Source organism: Desulfosporosinus sp. BICA1-9 (assembly GCF_000802135.1).
The window spans coordinates 1-15,926 of the sequence record NZ_JUEE01000142.1 but is presented as its reverse complement, the minus strand read 5'-3'; the positions used below and the strand labels follow the sequence as shown (position 1 = coordinate 15,926).

Genomic DNA, 15,926 nt, shown 5'->3' with positions numbered 1-15,926 from the left:
GTTTTATCCCAGGAAACGTTTCAGAGAGGAGGTAACTACAGAATAAATTAGGAGTAATCCCGTGCATTAGGGCTCATATGACCCAACAGTTTTATCATTTAAGATCGTATGGTGGATTATTATCGAAGAGGAGGCTATCAAGTGTTTAAAATGAGAAAAAGCACATCACTGTTAGTATTAGTAACTTTTCTCGTGCTTTCACTAGTGATTTCTGGTTGCGGAACGACTGGTGCTTCATCAGACAGCCAAAAAGCGCCAAGTGATGCAAAGATCAAAATTGGTGTAGCGGGACCATTTACAGGAGCAATCGCTGAGACGGGAGCAACTATTAAGAATGCGGTCGAATTGGCAGCAGAACAAGTGAATAAATCAGGTGGAGTTAATGGTAAGCAAGTTGAATTAGTGATCGAAGACGATAAGGCAGATCCGAAGGAATCGGCATCCATCGCCAATAAATTTGCCGCCGATAAATCTATTTTAGGAGTAATTGCGAACTACACAAGTTCGACAACTCTTGCGGGGGCACCTATCTATAATAAGGTCGGATTGTCCCAGCTTTCCTACGGTTCAACTTCACCGGCTGTGACCAAAGCTGGACCATATACCTTTCGCGATATTACTACGGATGCCTACGACGGTGAATTTGTTGCCCAATGGACCATAGATGAAGGCTACAAGAACATAGCCATTCTGTACGAGAACGATGACTATGGTAAGGGTCTCGCCGATGTTTACAATAAAAAGGTGACATCCCTTGGAGCTAAGGTCGTAATGCAAGAGCCTTATAATCTGGGCGAAACAAAAGACTTCAGTGCAATCTTAACTAAAATGAAAAACAATAGCCCTGATGCCCTATTTATTGCAGGTCAATATAACGAAGCGGCTATGATTATAAAACAAGGCAAGCGTCTGGGCATTAATTATCCAGTCATAGGCTCAAACGGTCTTTATTCTGACGCTTTAATTAAACTCGGTGGTACAGATGTTGAAGGGTTGCTATGTATCGGTGCTTTTCATAGTTCTGCAGTTTATCCCGAAGCAAAGGCTTTCATTGATTCCTATAAGACCAAATGGGGAGCTGAGCCCGATATTTGGGCTGCTTTTGCCTATGATGCAGCTAACATTATGTTTTCAGCTGTAAAAAATGGTGGCGAAGATCGCAAGAAAATCAACGATTGGTTAACAACTATGAAGGATTTCAAAGGTGCTACTGGGACAACCACCTTTGATGAAAATGGGGACTGCATAAAACAACCGCTGAAACTTATTGTTAAGAATGGTAAATTCGAAATGTATAAGAAATAAATTCAAGGTTTAGACCAGCTGGAAAGAGGGGTAATTCCCTCTTCATCCAGCTGTTTAAGCAATTTCGAAGAGAGGTGTCCTATGTTTTTTCAGCAACTTGTCAACGGATTGACGGCAGGAAGTATGTATGCCCTGATTGCTCTGGGCTATACCATGGTCTACGGGATTTTAAAGATCATAAATTTTGCTCACGGGGACATCTTCATGATTGGTTCTTTTACTGGTCTTATCTTAGTCAAGCAGTTTCACATGAGTTTTATCCCAGCGATGTTACTATCGATGCTCATTGTAGCCATCTTAGGGATTATAGTAGAACGGATAGCTTATCGTCCACTCAGGCACTCGACTAGGTTGGGGCCCCTCTTAAGTGCCCTAGGTGTTTCCATTTTCCTAGTCAACTTTGCCCAATTGGCGTGGGGGACACAAACCCGATCTTTTCCTCCTTCGTTTACAATCAAAACGTTTAATTTTGGCGGCGTGATCCTAAGCAGTATTCAGATCTATGCTATGGTGGTTGCTATATTATTGATGCTTGGATTACACTTGTTTGTGCATAAGACTAAGATGGGGGTGGCAATGCGGGCTACTTCACACAACGTTAATACTGCTAGTCTGATGGGAATTAAAGTCGACAATGTCATTTCTGTAACGTTTGGTATCGGCTCGGCTTTGGCTGCAGCTGCCGGCATTTTGGTCGGACTTTATTATGATGCAGTGTACCCAGTGATGGGCTATACTGCTGGTCTTAAAGCGTTTACAGCCGCAGTGCTCGGTGGAATTGGAAGTATACCAGGGGCCATGCTGGGAGGGCTCTTGTTAGGTGTTTGTGAAAACTTGGGAGCAGCTTATCTGTCGATGGGGTACAGGGATGCTATTGCCTTCGGATTGCTGATTATCATCTTGCTGATCAAACCCACTGGTCTGCTAGGTAAAAATATTCAGCAGAAAGTGTAGGTGAAAAGGGTGTTAGGTGTAATCACTCAATTTGTTAGTCGTAAACAGGCTCCGATGATCTTACTTTTTGTATTAATAATTTTACCATTGGCCATTAAAAGCGATTATTTAATGCATGTACTGATTACAATTGGTCTTTATGTTGTACTCAGTCTTAGTCTTAATTTGGTTGCTGGATTTACTGGACAGCTGTCGATTGGTCACGCAGCGTTTTATGGAATTGGTGCTTACGTGACGGCCTTGCTAATGTTGAACTACAATGTACCGTATTGGGCGACAATCCCCATAAGTGGGATTATCACAGCCTTGTTTGGATTACTTTTGGGACTGCCAACTCTTCGCCTCCAAGGGGATTACCTAGCTATTGTTACTTTGGGTTTTGGTGAGATCGTTCGCTTAGTTTTTCTGAATTGGGATAGTGTAACCCGGGGTCCTATGGGGTTACCCGGCATTCCATCCCCAGAAATAGGAAGTTACATGTTTTTTTCTAAAATTCCCTTTTATTATTTGATACTAGTTATCTTGATTATTACGATACTCTTTATGGTTCGAGTTGCTGAATCTGAATTTGGCCTCAGCCTTATTGCGGTCAGTCACGACGAAGTAGCAGCGGAAGCAGTGGGAGTTCACACTACACGGGCTAAACTATTGGCCTTTACTTTTGCAGCTTTGTTCGCAGGGATAGCAGGAGGCTATTATGCTACTTATATTTCCTTCGTGAGTCCGGATTCCTTCACTTTTATGGATTCGGTTACCATTCTAGCTATGGTTGTTTTGGGTGGATTAGCTAGTATTCCAGGCGTAGTAATTGGGGCAATTGTTTTGGGTTTGGCACCAGAAGTGTTGCGTTTTATGGCGGATTACCGCATGTTATTGTATGGTGCTTTAATGGTAGGCATGATGATATTTAAACCAGAAGGTTTTTGGGGAGCTAATAAACGGGTTCGTAATGTAATCCTCAAAAATCTTGATAAAAGTCACCACCTGACGAAAAGGGGTGGAACAAATTGGCCGCACTAAAAATAATCGAAATGGAGAATGTCACTGTTCAGTTCGGTGGCATTATGGCTATCGATCACGTTAGCTTACATGCTAATCAGGGGGAGATACTGGCAATAATTGGACCAAACGGTGCTGGTAAAACGACTTTGTTTAATGTGCTCTCCGGTGTCTATCAAGTAACGACTGGCGAGGTAAGACTTAAAGGGAAATCAACTAAGAACCTTAAGGCCCATGTCCTAGTGGAAAGAGGTATCGCTCGAACCTTTCAGAACATTCGCTTGTTTCCCACGCTTACAGTGCTTGAAAATGTGATGATTGGTCACCATTGCCGCAGTAAAGAAGGAATGCTCGGAGTTTTATTCCATACTGGAAAAGTGAACGAGCAGAGAAGAAAGACTATAGATTACTGTAAGGAATTACTCTCTATTGTAGGATTAGACGATCAATTAGAAGAACTGGCGGCTAATCTACCTTATGGGAAACAACGTTTGCTTGAAATAGCGCGAGCTTTAGTGACTGAGTGTGAAGTATTATTGCTTGATGAACCTGCTGCCGGTATGAATAGTCAGGAGAGAGTGGAGTTGATGGATCTTATACGCCGTATCAGCAGGGAAATGAATAAGACAATTATTCTAATTGAGCATGATCTTGATCTAGTCATGGATATTTCCGAACGCATCGTCGTCTTAGATTATGGACGAAAGATTGCGGATGGGCTGCCAGATGCCATCCAAAATGATCCGAAAGTGATAGAGGCGTATATCGGAAGTAGTGACGATGAGGAGGATGGCGATGCTGTCACTAGAGAATGTTAGTGTGCGTTATGGAGTGATTCCTGCTTTAAAGGGTATATCACTCAATGTTAAGGCCGGTGAGGTTGTTGCCTTAATCGGTTCCAATGGAGCTGGTAAAACGACAACGTTAAAGGCTATATCCGGTTTACTTTGCTTAGCAGAGGGTACGATCAAGTTTGACGGCCATGACATTAGTAAATTAAAAGCAGATCAGATCGTAAAGCTTGGTATCATCCATGTTCCAGAAGGGCGTGGTATTTTCCCAAACTTAACAGTTTTAGAAAACCTGATGTTAGGAGCCTATGTTAGGAAAGATAAGCCCAAGATAGCCAGTGATTTGCAAAATGTCTTTGAAAAGTTTCCACGTTTATACGAACGCAAAGCACAATATGGCGGAACTCTTAGTGGTGGTGAACAACAGATGCTAGCGATTGGCCGGAGCATAATGGCATCACCCAAATTATTGTTGCTCGATGAGCCTTCCATGGGCTTGGCTCCAATCGTGGTAAAAGAGATATTCCGCACGATCAGGGAGATTAAGAAAACCGGTACAACTATTTTGTTGGTGGAGCAAAATGCCAACATGGCTTTGGCAAATGCTGACAGAGCTTACGTCTTGGAGACTGGTAAGATTGTCATAGAGGGAACTGCGAGTGAGCTGAGAGCGAACTTAGAAGTGAAACAGGCTTATCTGGGATCACACAAAAGAAAAGGAGTAGCATTATGAGTAGTGATACAAATGTAAGCTTCAAAGTTCCTAGTGGTACGAAGGAATTAATAGCCATAGTGCCTGTGCAGAACTTGATCGGCATATATAACCCAATGCCCTTACCGCCACTTGATCAGCCGATGGTCGTGATGAAGAAGGTCATTATGGACGGTTTGATTAAGACTGGTATAGCGGAAATCGCCACAACCGGCAAAAAAGTTGCCATTGGGGTAACCGACCGTACTAGGCTGACACCGAATAACGAAATCCTTCCTATTCTTTTGAGTGAACTTCATGCTTTGGGAATTAAAGATGCAAATGTCACAATTATTATCGGGACTGGTGTACATACACCGGATAGTAAGGAGGACATCGTAAAAAACCTTGGGGCAGAGATAGCAGACCGGATTGAAGTTCTCAATAATAGACCTTTTGAAAAGGTTCATATTGAGCTTGGTACGACAAGTTTTGGTACCCCCGTGCAGATCCATCATAAATTTGCCGATGCAGATATAAAAATTGTGACTGGAAATATTGTTCCTTGCTTGATGGCAGGCTGGACTGGCGGTGGAAAGACCGTACTGCCGGGCATCGTCAGTAAAGAAACTATCTACACAAATCATAAACTTTTTACGGATCAATTGGAAAAAGCCGGTAGAGGTTCAATGATCGGAGTACTGCCGCCGCAAAATATCGTGCGAGCGGATATAGAAGAGGCAGCAACGGTTGCTGGTTTACAAATGGTAGTTAATACCGTTCTTGATGAAGAGAATCAAATTGTAGGAATTTTAGCGGGAGAACATATAGAGGTACATAGAGATGGTGTCGCTGTATCTGGGCGTAGCCTGGAAGTTACTATCCATGAGAAAGCGGATATTGTAGTAGCTGGCGTCGGTTCTGCTGGGTTTGAAATCAGTCTTTATCAAGGTGCATCACGTGCGATTCAGGCTTTGGATAACATTATTAAACCCGGGGGAACAGTGATTGTGCCCTGCGAATGTCGAGAGGGCATTTACGAAGGTATATTGAAGCAAAAGTACGCAGATTGGATGAAGCAGATGCCGGATCCTGAAGAAATACGTGCTTTGACTAGAGATGATACCATGCCGCCAGAGGAAGGGGTAGTTCTCTACACATTTTCATGGCTCTTACACAAATTAAACTGTAAGATGGTGGTTGTAACGGACGGTATGACCCAAGAAGAACTGCGCGATGTTCATATGGGACATGCATCGACCTTGCAGCAGGCGATCGATGAGGCCTTGAAAGACCACGGACCACAGGCTCGCGTTACTGTCTTACCCTATGCAGGGAAGGTTATTCCTAAATTTGAATAAGAAAGAAGGAATAAGCCATTAATAAGAAAACTATAAAACAACCTTTTATGGACTTGTTCCCTTTGCCTACGGTGCTCGTGACTTCTCGAAACAAAGAAGATAGTAAGCCGAACATTATCAGCATAGCGTGGACGGGGATCCTTGCATCGGGACCTCAGCTTGTGGTATATATAAGTGTACGTCCAAAAGGAAGGTATTCGCATCAGTTAATTACTCAGTCAATGGAATACGTAATCAATATTCCCACGGCAGACCAAGCCCAAATTGTTGACTACTGTGGTCAGGTTTCAGGTAAAGATGTGGACAAATTCCAGGTGACGGGTCTGACGCCTATAGAAGCCTATAACAAATTAAGGGAGATTTTTAAGTTATGGATCTTACTCGCAAAAAACGTACTCGTCTATACGAAGAAGTAGCACAAAAGATTAGAAGTTTAATTCAAGATGGTACTTTAGCGAAGGGAGACCAGCTATTACCGGAAAGACAATTAGCCGAAACATTGGGCGTTAGCCGATCAGCAGTACGGGAGGCACTAACATCATTGGTGTCTCAAGGGTTGTTAGAGATTACACCCGGAAGCGGTGCTTATGTTAAAGAGGTAAATATTAATGATTTAATTGATCCTTTTGCCACCATAGTTCTTAAAGAGATAGACGGCATTTTCGACTTATTGGAAGCTAGGTTAGTGATGGAAACAGGCGCTGCACGCATTGCAGCTAAGCGTGCTGATCGTGCTGATCTCTACAATATGTGTGAGTTAGTACGCAATATGGAAAATGATGTGAAGGAAGGGCGGAATACCGATGAGTCGGACAGCGAGTTCCATTTTAGTGTAGTCCGCGCTACTCACAATCCAGTGCTGCAAAACTTAATGACCGTATTAATGGGGTTAATGAAAGAATACTATGGACCTAGCCGACAAAAACTTGTTGAACAGCAAGAAAATCGCCAGCTTTGGTCGCAGCAACATGGACGTGTTTACGAAGCCATAAAGATTGGCGATGCCGAAGCAGCTGCAGAAGCTGTCAGCGAGCACATTCATACATCAATTCAAGAGTTAAAGAAGTTACGAGGAGTTGAGGAGTAGTTTTGTTCTTGGCATCCTGATTAAATTCATCTGCTAAGGATGAGATATTTTTTTAATATTTTGGTCATACCAAGGGCTGCCATAAAAAATACCAATAGAACGTAATTACACTCTTAAATTGGAATGAAGTTTAAGTTGCTGCTTTCATGTTTGTGTTTTTATTAATAAGATGGTTGAATCACTAAATTTGAATTTACGGAGGGTAATATGGCTAAGAAATACGATTTGATGATTGTTGGTGGCGGGATCATGGCATCAAGTTTAGCGTACAACTTGCGCAAAGACGGATATACAGGTAGCCTTGTTATATTTGAAAAAGATCGGATGTATGAGTATTCTTCCACTCCCCGTAGTTATGGAGGAGTTCGGCATACCTTTAGTATTGAAGGGAATATACGATTGTCCCAACTTAGTATACAACTCTATGAGAAGTTTGAAAAAGAAATGGCCCTGGACGGAGATCCAGCCGTCATTGATTTTAAACAACATGGTTATCTGTATTTGGCTAATGATCAAGTACTATCCATGTTGAAAGAAAATATGAAATTACAAAAGAGCTTTGGCATAAATATACAGTTGTTAACTCCAGAAGAAATAAAATCCTTCGTGCCAGAACTGATCGTTGATGATTTAGCAGGTGCTGTTTTCGATGTGGCTGCTGGTAACATAGACCCTTATTCAGTGCTGCAATGGTACGTAAAACATGCCAAACGGTTAGGTGTAGAGTATATATATGAAAAGGTTCAAGCTATTTTAACAGATGGGGATCATCAAATAAGCGGCGTGAGATTGGAAAACGGAGAAGAGTATCACGCATCGATTGTGGTAAATGCTGCCGGAGCCTGGTCTGGTGAATTAAGCAGCACGGCGGGATTAGATATACCGGTTCGACCGCTTCGTAAACAAGTTTATTGTGTCGATTTGACTGTTCCATTTCAAAAGAGCATCCCATTTATCTTCGATACGATTCACGGCACTTACTTCTTGGGCGAAGGACCGAAAATAATTACTGGTTCCCGGGAAGGGGCTCATATGGTAGATCGGCAGGAAGATTACCAGTACCAATATGATTTCCATTTGGATAAATCCTATTTTACGGATGAAGTCTGGCCGTTATTGGCTGAACGTTCCCCAAATTTTGAAAGGTTAAAATTAGAACAAGGGTGGGCTGGTCTCTATGAATATAACTATATTGACCATAATGCGATCATCGGTGAGCATCCACTGATGAAAGGTTATTATTTGCTCACGGGTTTTAGTGGTCATGGATTCCAACAGGCACCTGCAGCCGGTAAATGCTTATCAGAGCTGATCCGCTTAGGTAGGTATGAAACCATAGATTTGACCCCGTTTTCTTTGGAACGATTTGACAAAAAGCAATTGCTCTTGGAAAAAGAAGTCTACTAGAGTCTTTAAGCAAAGCAAGGGATATTCTTTACCAAAATCGGTCATACCATGGACCTACTGTAAATAGGCCGAAAAATGTCGGTATAATACTTTGATATAAACGAGCAGGAGGCAAAGGGAATTCGAACTATCAAAGAACTTTATTGACCGCAAATCGGCTGAATCTGGAACAGGTGAAAGAACTAAAAGCTATAACTAGCATTATCGATATTCTTAAATTGGCAAAGAGGGAGTGGACTCATGAAGATTGGCAGTGAGGTTTTGTACTTGTCCAGACAACATATTGCTTCCTTAAGTATTGGCATGTCTGAAGTTATTAGCCTTCTGGAAGAGTCATTTCTGGAAAAAGCTCAAGGAAACGTGGATGCTTTGGCCAAGATTGAAGTGCATCCTAAACGGGATGACAACTTTATCAATGCAATGGTTTGTAGCTTTCCTAAGTATAATATCGCAGGACTTAAATGGATCAGCGCCTATCCGGGAAATAGAGAAAAAGGTTTGCCTTATATCTCAGGATTGATTGTCCTAAACGACCAAGAAACCGGGGTTCCCATGGTAATCATGGAAGCAGGCGTTTTGACTGCCATTCGTACAGGCGCAGTCACAGGGCTATCTGCTAAGTATCTGGCGCGCAAGAATAGCCAGTCAGTAGCAATTCTAGGGTGTGGAGTTCAGGCCCGTACTCAGTTAGAAGCAGTCCTAGCGATCTGTCCCGAACTTAAAATTGTTAAAGCCTATGACATTAACAAGGCTGCTATCACTCTGTTTGCCCAGGAAATGGAACTGCGTTTTAAGGTTAAGGTCGAACACGCTTTCAATCCCCAGCAAGCCGTAGAAGGCGGTGATATCATCATTTCTGCAGGGCCCATTGTCACTAACCCTGATCCTGTCATCGAAGGGTCATGGTTAAAGGAAGGCTGTTTTGGTGCGCCGATCGATTATGATTCCTACTGGAAAAAAAGCAGTTTTGAAACTGTTGACAGAATTTATGTCGATGATGTTCCGCAATTTGAAAGTCATCGCCAAATGGGTTATTTTAACGCGGTGCCACCGGTTTATGGGGATCTGGCAGACCTGGTCTCAGGTAAACTATCTGGTCGGCTTAATGATTCGGAAAGAATCATGGCGATCAACTTGGGATTGTCACTCGAAGATGTTGCGGTAGCTGCTTTAGTATACAACCTTGCGCTAAAACAAGAGCTGGGCCAACTTCTTCCCGTTTAGAATTAATCTATGATCGATTTTCCCTTAATCCTTTAAGCTCAGCGAATGGAATGAGATAATGAAAAAAAGGGCAAAATTACATGCCATAGTTGGAGGGAACGCTAAATGAATCTTGCAGAAATGAAACAATCGCATAAACTCTTAGGCACATTTAACTATCATCTTGGTCAAATAGAAAAAGGATATGCTAACCGTTCCTTATATGTCAATCTATCGACAAACACCTTTGCCGAAAAACCTATTACTGAATTGATGAAGCAGAAGTTTATTGGTGGAAGAGGCTTTGGTTTAAAACTATTGTGGGATGGTATTAATGATCATACGAAATGGAATGATCCTGAAAATGAGCTGATTATTGCTCCCGGCCCGATTGGTGGCATAACTCAATACCCTGGTGCTGGTAAATCCTATGTAGTCGGTTTATCTCCCTTGACGGAATCCGCAATGGATAGTAATGTTGGGGGTTACTTCGGCCCTTTCTTGAAATTCTCCGGCTGGGACGCCCTTGAAATCCAAGGCAAAGCCGAACGCGACGTTATTCTGTTTATTGATGGAACTACAGGAACTGTGACCCTTGAAGAAGCTCCTTTAGAGGCGGTTAACAGCCACATCCTGATTGAACAGTTAACAGAAATGTATGCCGAAAGTGAAGAAGACAAAGTAAACGTTTCGGTAGTAACTGCTGGAGAGGCAGCTCAACATACCTTGATTGGGCTACTCAATTTCTCTTTTTACGATACACGCCGAAAAGCGGTGAGAATAAAACAAGCCGGAAGAGGCGGCTTAGGTACGGTTTTTAGAGATAAGAATATTAAAGCCTTGGTAATCAAGAGCATTAAAATAAGAGGAGATTTAAATAACCCACACGACCTTGCTGCCTTAAAAAAAGTGGGTCAAAAAATGCACAAGGAAATCTTAACTCTAGATGATTCACAATGCAAAATGAGAACACTGGGAACAACTCATATCGTCAAGATCATGGATGAATATGACCTTTTACCCGTGCGTAATTATAAGTTTGGTTCTGATCCCAATGCGAAAAACATTGCTCACGCTGTCCTCCTCTCCAAGTATTTCAATCTTAATGGTCACGATGAATGTTGGTATGGCTGTACTCTTTCTTGTGCCAAAGTGATCAATTCCTATAAGCTTAAAACCGGGCCCTATAAAGACAAAGAGGTGTTAGTTGACGGTCCGGAATACGAGACGCTTTCCGCTGCCGGCAGTGTCTTAGGTATTTTCGATCCAGAATTCGTGATCGAAACTAATTTTTATTGTGATACTTACGGAGTCGATACAATTTCCTTCGGGACCCTCACAGCCTTTGTGATGGAGTGTTACGAAAACGGAGTTCTTAATCTGGATATTACGGGTGGACTAAAACTAAACTTTGGTAATGCTGAGGCTGCTCTGGAACTACTTCACCAGATGGCCAAAGGTGAAGGCTTTGGTATGATTGCCGGGCTGGGTATCCGTCGGATGAAGAAAGTGTTTATTGAAAAATATGGAGCCAATCCAGACTTTTTGCAAGACATTGGCATGGAAGTCAAAGGCCTTGAGTTCTCAGAATATGTGACTAAAGAATCCCTGGCTCAGCAAGGCGGGTACGGTCTGACTAATAAAGGACCTCAACATGATGAGGCCTGGGTCATCTTTATGGACATGGTTAATAATCAAATTCCTACCTTTGAAGACAAGGCCGAAGCGCTCTTCTATTATCCCATGTTTCGGACTTGGTTTAGCTTAGTCGGATTGTGCAAACTGCCATGGAATGATATCGTTCCAGCGGATAATCACACCACTGCTGAACCTGCTAAAGTTCCTGAACATGTGCAGAACTATGTAGAACTATATAACGGCGTGACCGGGTCTAATATTGACAATAATGAACTAATTAGACAGTCGGAAGTTGTCTATAACTTCCACCGGATCTTTAATTTGCGAATGGGTTTTGGAACCCGTGAATATGACAAAGTACCTTATCGAGCCGTCGGTCCAGTGACCCTAGAGGAATATGACTCGAGACAGGACAGGTATGATGGACAGTTGAAGGAAATCCTCAATATTGACATAGAGGGGAAAACGACTGAAGTAAAAGTTCAGATACTAAGAAACTACAGGGAAGAACAATATCAGAAATTGTGTGATGCAGTCTATATACGAAGGGGTTGGAACTCCAACGGAATACCAACGATGGATACATTGCAGCGTCTTGGTATAGATTTCTCTGAGGTAGTAGACGTGGTGAAGAAATACGCCTGAATGCTAGGACGATATTCAAGTGATCCATCATAATTCTATGTTTTTCCGGATTTCGCCATATCTGTAGAACAAATAAGTAGTTGGAGAAAGGAGAAATAAGCCATGCTTGAAAATTTAAGTACAGATGAAATCATCTCGCGTGGAAAAGTGGCGCTTATGAACACTTATAACCAATTTCCGATAGCCTTAACTAAAGGTGAAGGAGTATGGGTCTGGGATGCAGATTGCAAGCGTTATCTAGACTTTGTAACGGGTATAGCGGTTAACTCTTTAGGTCACAGCCATCCAAAGGTGGTAGAGACAATCCGGAGGCAGGCTGGGGAACTTTTACATACTTCAAATTTGTACTGGATTCCTAACCAGGTAGCTCTTGCTGAGCTACTGATCGCTAATTCTTTTGCAGATAAAGTATTTTTCTGCAATAGTGGGGGTGAGGCTAATGAAGGTGCAATGAAGTTGGCCCGTAAATATGCAAAAAAGAACTACGGTACCCATAAGTATGAAGTAGTTTCATTAACTAATTCTTTTCATGGGCGGACATTAGCTACCTTGACGGCTACTGGGCAACCTAAATACCATAAAGGTTATGAGCCTTTACCGGCTGGTTTTTCCTATGTTGCATTGAATGATATAGAGGCTTTGCAAAGTGCAGTCAATGAGAATACTGCGGCCTTGTTGATCGAGCCAATCCAAGGAGAAGGAGGGGTTAATCCAGCAACCGAAGAGTTCCTCCAAAAAGCTCGTGAACTTTGTGATCGTTACCATGCCCTGCTTATTTTTGATGAAGTGCAGTGCGGGGTAGGCAGGACGGGGAAGTTGTTTTCTCATCAATGGAGCGGGGTGACACCAGATATCATGACCTTAGCCAAAGCACTTGGCGGTGGAGTATCCATTGGGGCGATAATGGCCACAGCAAAGGTCGCTGTGGCGTTCGAACCTGGGGATCATGGTACGACCCTCGGCGGAAACCCACTGGCGATGGCAGTAGGCTGTACGGTCCTTGAGGTTATGTTAGCGGATGGATTTTTAGAGGGTGTAGTAGAACGTGCAGAGTATTTACGTCATGGGCTAGACCAAATTGCAGCAAAGTATGGGGTAGAGGAGAAAGTGCGCGGTCAGGGTATGATGTTAGGGTTGACCGTAGGTGAAAAGGCTCCTCAAATAGTGGATGAGTGTCGCAAAAATGGCCTTTTGATTAATTGCGTTGGAGGCAAGACATTTCGTTTTTTGCCACCATTAACTGTTGAGAAAGTAGAAATCGACGAAGCTTTGGCCATCTTGGACGACGTTTTCTCCAAGTTGGGATAAGCTAATCACATGGAGAGGATTTTGATCATTAGGAAGTGTTGCTATCGATTTAGGCCGGATTATTCCGGCTTTTTGTATTTATAAAAAAGCTATTTAGTGGTAACATGAGGTAGTATTGTTCCTCAGAGGATAAAAGTAAACTATTACTAACAACAAAAATATCAATATCAATAGCAGGAATTAGACTAAAATCGTTGAATAGTAGATAGATTCTCTAAAAATGAAACTGATTCAAGAGAGAATACCCAAAATAAAAAAGAATTGCACGAATTTGGAAGAATATAGCTAGCTATTAATAATTATTAGAAGTTGGAGTGAACGAATGAAAAACTGGCCCAAACAATCGATCGGAATAGGCGTATTATTAGTTTTAATTTCTACCTTTGGTTTTAGCTTTTATACTATTTTGGGTAAATTTGCATTTTTAGGTGGTGCAAGTCTAGCGACAGTTTTATTTGTACGCTTTTTAATTGCCGTACTCTTTTTCTGGACGGTCACTCTCTGGCGAGAAGGGTTTCCGCGATTGCCACTAAAGACATGGCTCATTTTATGGGGGATGGGGGGGATTTGCTATTCTTTGATGGCGGGTCTTTACATGTCCTCGGTACGCTTTATTCCAGCCTCGCTAGCGGCTTTACTATTATACGTTTATCCAGTGATTGTTACCGTGATTGCAGTACTAACCCGTCAAGAAAAGTTTTCTACTTACAAGCTTTTAGGATTGTTACTATCAACTTTCGGCCTAGTCATGGTCTTAGGTTTAGCATTCCAAGGAATTAATTCCTTGGGGGTTATGCTTGCCCTCGGGTCTGCTTTTGTTTATGCTGTTTATATACTCATTGGCCATAAAGTATTGAAAACGACGACAGCTTTAGTAAGCACTACAATAATTTCTACTGCTGCCACACTTACTTATGGGACCATCGGATTCTCTATGGGTAGCATGACGTGGAACCTATCCTGGGGGACTTGGATGGTAATGGTTGGAATTGCACTATTATCAACCGTTATTGGAATGTTAACCTTTTTTGAGGGTATAAAACGTATAGGGGCAACGTCTGCCTCAATAATCAGTACTACAGAGCCTGTGATAACGGTTGTTTTAGCCGTAATACTATTTAGAGAAAGCCTTACACTCTTACAAGTAGTAGGGGGAATTTTCGTGGTTTTGGGAGGAATTTTGGCGGTTTTGCCCCCCGCTCCAAAAATAATACAGCAGGTCAATTCCTCAGTGAATTAAAGAACTGCCCTATTATTTAGTGTTTACTTCGAAGAGCCTTTCACTCAGTTCAAGTTTGAAGCGAGTGAAAGGCTCTTGTCTGTGAGGTGAATAAGACTTTTTACTGGTAAGGTTGTTCCACTATGGTACAATAATATTGAGACTCGTACTATTTATTAAGGCTAACTATAGAAAGAAGGAATCCTAGTTGGAAAGATCGAGTACACTACATCTTCAAAAATCGAGAGTGGGTGTACATTTATTAAAATTCATCCGCTTTTTGAAGAATTTCAAACCATGGAGAAAGCCTAAGTTTTGGGGTAGATTAAGCATTTTTCTAATAGTATTGATCATTTCTACGCTTGGAGGAATTACCCTTTACATCTCCTGGTTTCTAAAACCTACCGAAACCATGTAAAACGGTATGATATGTTTTTCTCCTGCCGACAACAGGAGGTAGCATCACAGGATTCAGCTACTTAGCTACAGGCCATTACCTGTATTTCGGGTGATTGATTGAACAATCGCCGGCTTATGCCGTACTGCCCAAAAGGGGGTGTTACCCACCGCCTAAACCTATGTGTGTGGCAACGACCTTTCACAACGTGTATCGTTACCACAGGAATACTTTAAGCTGATTTCTTTAGATGCTGCCAAGAGACCAAGCTTTTCACCCCTTTCTTTTTTAGAGATTTAAGAATTGCTTTTTTTATAGCACTCCACTGTTTCCAGTTATTAATGTAGGAAAACCCGTCTTTATCCTTCACGAACTCATCCACTAAACTCCGTGGAACTTTTTCATAATCATAGCCCAATGCCCTGCGGCCAATCACATAAGCCGCTGATTCATGGTTTGACGAGCCGTATTGGTGTTGATATTTTAATATCCCTATCACCGATGTGAAGGTCGGCTTAACTTTGATGAGTGGTACTCCATCTCTTAATGCTTTTCGTTCTACCGCTTCCAAGAACTTCGACCACACAAACCCGTGACTCATCCGGTTGAATTTGGCAGATACGTCTTTATCCTGCTTAAAGTCCAGATCCTCAACGGCTAATCCTTTGCCGGACTCTTGGGCCATGTTAACCAAGAGTTTTGCCTGCTCTCCGATTAGGTTAAGACGTCTGTTCGATCTGGCGTAGGTCCATTCGCCTTGGGACATCCACATATGCCCTCTAAACTGTCCCAAGTAATCCAAGCTGGCGATTCCTAACCCATCGGGATTGGTGTCAACTCCATAGAGTCCGTTATAAGACGTATAGGTTTCAGGAATAGTTTCCTCAATCGCCACATGGATATAATACTTGTCGTTCTCCC

Annotated in this window: 14 protein-coding genes; 13 read left to right on the top strand and 1 reads right to left on the bottom strand. The window is 42.3% G+C overall.

Going from position 1 to position 15,926, the window contains the following annotated elements; all coding sequences use genetic code 11:
- The first annotated feature begins 150 nt into the window (after positions 1–150).
- The 13 genes from JL57_RS17215 (at position 151) to JL57_RS17155 (ending at position 14,629) form a co-directional block, all read left to right on the top strand.
- Entirely contained in the window at positions 151–1,305 is a 1,155-nt protein-coding gene (locus tag JL57_RS17215; RefSeq protein ID WP_034143262.1) for an ABC transporter substrate-binding protein, read from the top strand.
- An 81-nt stretch (positions 1,306–1,386) separates the two neighbouring features.
- Complete coding sequence (locus tag JL57_RS17210; protein WP_034143246.1) at positions 1,387–2,259, top strand: branched-chain amino acid ABC transporter permease; 873 nt, start codon at positions 1,387–1,389, stop codon at positions 2,257–2,259.
- Positions 2,260–3,279 carry a branched-chain amino acid ABC transporter permease gene (locus tag JL57_RS17205; protein ID WP_291300215.1) on the top strand — a complete coding sequence of 340 codons (1,020 nt, stop codon included), beginning with the start codon at positions 2,260–2,262 and terminating at the stop codon, positions 3,277–3,279.
- Positions 3,267–4,076, top strand: coding sequence for an ABC transporter ATP-binding protein (locus tag JL57_RS17200; RefSeq protein WP_291300214.1), 810 nt, complete (start codon positions 3,267–3,269; stop codon positions 4,074–4,076). The genes JL57_RS17205 and JL57_RS17200 overlap by 13 nt, the downstream gene beginning before the upstream one ends.
- Entirely contained in the window at positions 4,054–4,782 is a 729-nt protein-coding gene (locus tag JL57_RS17195; RefSeq protein WP_034143245.1) for an ABC transporter ATP-binding protein, read from the top strand. Before JL57_RS17200 ends, JL57_RS17195 begins: the two co-directional genes overlap by 23 nt.
- On the top strand, positions 4,779–6,101 hold the full coding sequence (gene larA / locus JL57_RS17190) for a nickel-dependent lactate racemase (RefSeq protein ID WP_034143244.1): 1,323 nt from the start codon (positions 4,779–4,781) through the stop codon (positions 6,099–6,101). Before JL57_RS17195 ends, larA begins: the two co-directional genes overlap by 4 nt.
- A gap of 47 nt (positions 6,102–6,148) precedes the next feature.
- Entirely contained in the window at positions 6,149–6,517 is a 369-nt protein-coding gene (locus JL57_RS17185) for a flavin reductase family protein (protein ID WP_291300212.1), read from the top strand.
- Positions 6,472–7,188, top strand: a complete 717-nt coding sequence (locus tag JL57_RS17180) for a FadR/GntR family transcriptional regulator (protein ID WP_034143243.1) — start codon at positions 6,472–6,474, stop codon at positions 7,186–7,188. The genes JL57_RS17185 and JL57_RS17180 overlap by 46 nt, the downstream gene beginning before the upstream one ends.
- Before the next feature lie 207 nt (positions 7,189–7,395).
- Positions 7,396–8,595 carry an FAD-binding oxidoreductase gene (locus JL57_RS17175; RefSeq protein ID WP_034143242.1) on the top strand — a complete coding sequence of 400 codons (1,200 nt, stop codon included), beginning with the start codon at positions 7,396–7,398 and terminating at the stop codon, positions 8,593–8,595.
- A 240-nt stretch (positions 8,596–8,835) separates the two neighbouring features.
- The gene (locus JL57_RS17170) at positions 8,836–9,819 is read left to right on the top strand and encodes an ornithine cyclodeaminase family protein (protein ID WP_034143241.1); all 984 of its coding nucleotides are present in this window, start codon (positions 8,836–8,838) and stop codon (positions 9,817–9,819) included.
- Between the two features lie 105 nt (positions 9,820–9,924).
- A complete protein-coding gene (locus JL57_RS17165) occupies positions 9,925–12,081 on the top strand; it encodes an aldehyde ferredoxin oxidoreductase family protein (protein ID WP_291300211.1) in 2,157 nt (718 codons plus the stop codon).
- 102 nt (positions 12,082–12,183) lie between these two features.
- Entirely contained in the window at positions 12,184–13,389 is a 1,206-nt protein-coding gene (locus tag JL57_RS17160; protein ID WP_034143240.1) for an aspartate aminotransferase family protein, read from the top strand.
- A 322-nt stretch (positions 13,390–13,711) separates the two neighbouring features.
- Positions 13,712–14,629 (top strand): DMT family transporter, encoded by a 918-nt coding sequence (locus JL57_RS17155; RefSeq protein WP_034143239.1) that lies wholly within the window; start codon positions 13,712–13,714, stop codon positions 14,627–14,629.
- A 608-nt stretch (positions 14,630–15,237) separates the two neighbouring features.
- Here the strand turns inward: JL57_RS17155 and JL57_RS17150 are convergent.
- On the bottom strand, positions 15,238–15,926 hold a 689-nt coding region (locus JL57_RS17150), incomplete at its 5' end, for an IS200/IS605 family accessory protein TnpB-related protein (RefSeq protein ID WP_034143238.1).

What these genes read in the sequence shown, in the direction of transcription:
- JL57_RS17215 (WP_034143262.1), top strand. Translation starts at nt 151, where the DNA reads ATGAGAAAAAGCACATCACTGTTAGTATTAGTAACTTTTCTCGTGCTT.
- JL57_RS17210 (WP_034143246.1), top strand. Translation starts at nt 1,387, where the DNA reads ATGTTTTTTCAGCAACTTGTCAACGGATTGACGGCAGGAAGTATGTAT.
- JL57_RS17195 (WP_034143245.1), top strand. Translation starts at nt 4,054, where the DNA reads ATGCTGTCACTAGAGAATGTTAGTGTGCGTTATGGAGTGATTCCTGCT.
- larA (WP_034143244.1), top strand. Translation starts at nt 4,779, where the DNA reads ATGAGTAGTGATACAAATGTAAGCTTCAAAGTTCCTAGTGGTACGAAG.
- JL57_RS17185 (WP_291300212.1), top strand. Translation starts at nt 6,149, where the DNA reads ATGGACTTGTTCCCTTTGCCTACGGTGCTCGTGACTTCTCGAAACAAA.
- JL57_RS17180 (WP_034143243.1), top strand. Translation starts at nt 6,472, where the DNA reads ATGGATCTTACTCGCAAAAAACGTACTCGTCTATACGAAGAAGTAGCA.
- JL57_RS17175 (WP_034143242.1), top strand. Translation starts at nt 7,396, where the DNA reads ATGGCTAAGAAATACGATTTGATGATTGTTGGTGGCGGGATCATGGCA.
- JL57_RS17170 (WP_034143241.1), top strand. Translation starts at nt 8,836, where the DNA reads ATGAAGATTGGCAGTGAGGTTTTGTACTTGTCCAGACAACATATTGCT.
- JL57_RS17165 (WP_291300211.1), top strand. Translation starts at nt 9,925, where the DNA reads ATGAATCTTGCAGAAATGAAACAATCGCATAAACTCTTAGGCACATTT.
- JL57_RS17160 (WP_034143240.1), top strand. Translation starts at nt 12,184, where the DNA reads ATGCTTGAAAATTTAAGTACAGATGAAATCATCTCGCGTGGAAAAGTG.
- JL57_RS17155 (WP_034143239.1), top strand. Translation starts at nt 13,712, where the DNA reads ATGAAAAACTGGCCCAAACAATCGATCGGAATAGGCGTATTATTAGTT.